Source organism: Actinomadura verrucosospora (assembly GCF_039540335.1).
Lineage (GTDB): Bacteria > Actinomycetota > Actinomycetes > Streptosporangiales > Streptosporangiaceae > Spirillospora > Spirillospora verrucosospora.
This window is the reverse complement of sequence record NZ_BAABEV010000129.1, coordinates 1-538: the sequence shown is the minus strand read 5'-3', so window position 1 is coordinate 538 and position 538 is coordinate 1. Positions and strand designations below refer to the sequence as shown.

At 69.7% G+C, this 538-nt stretch carries 1 pseudogene; it reads right to left on the bottom strand.

From position 1 onward, the window contains the following. Window positions 1-538, bottom strand: a pseudogene (locus tag ABD944_RS42270) (DNA-directed RNA polymerase subunit beta); the annotation flags it as partial.

Below are 538 nucleotides of genomic sequence, written 5' to 3'. Positions count from 1 at the left end.
CAGTGCCCAGACCTCCATCTCACCGAAGCGCTGGCCGCCGAACTGGGCCTTACCGCCGAGCGGCTGCTGGGTGATCATGGAGTACGGGCCGGTCGAGCGCGCGTGGATCTTGTCGTCGACCAGGTGGAGCAGCTTGAGGATGTAGATGTAGCCGACCGAGATCGGGTCCTTGTAGGGCTCGCCGGTCCGGCCGTCGAACAGCCGCGCCTTACCGCCCGGGCCGACCATCCGCTGGCCGTCGCGGTTCGGGAGCGTGCTCTCGATCAGACCGGTGACGTCGTCCTCGCGGGCGCCGTCGAACACCGGAGTGGCGGTGTTCGTCCAGGCCGGAGCCTCGTCGGCGCCGATGGCCCTGAGGGCCTGCTTCCACTCGGCGTCGTCGCCCTCGACCTTCCAGCCGCGGGAGGCGACCCAGCCGAGGTGGGTCTCCAGGACCTGTCCGACGTTCATGCGGCCGGGCACGCCCAGGGGGTTCAGGACGATGTCGACGGGGGTGCCGTCCTCCAGGAACGGCATGTCCTCCACCGGCAGCACCTTG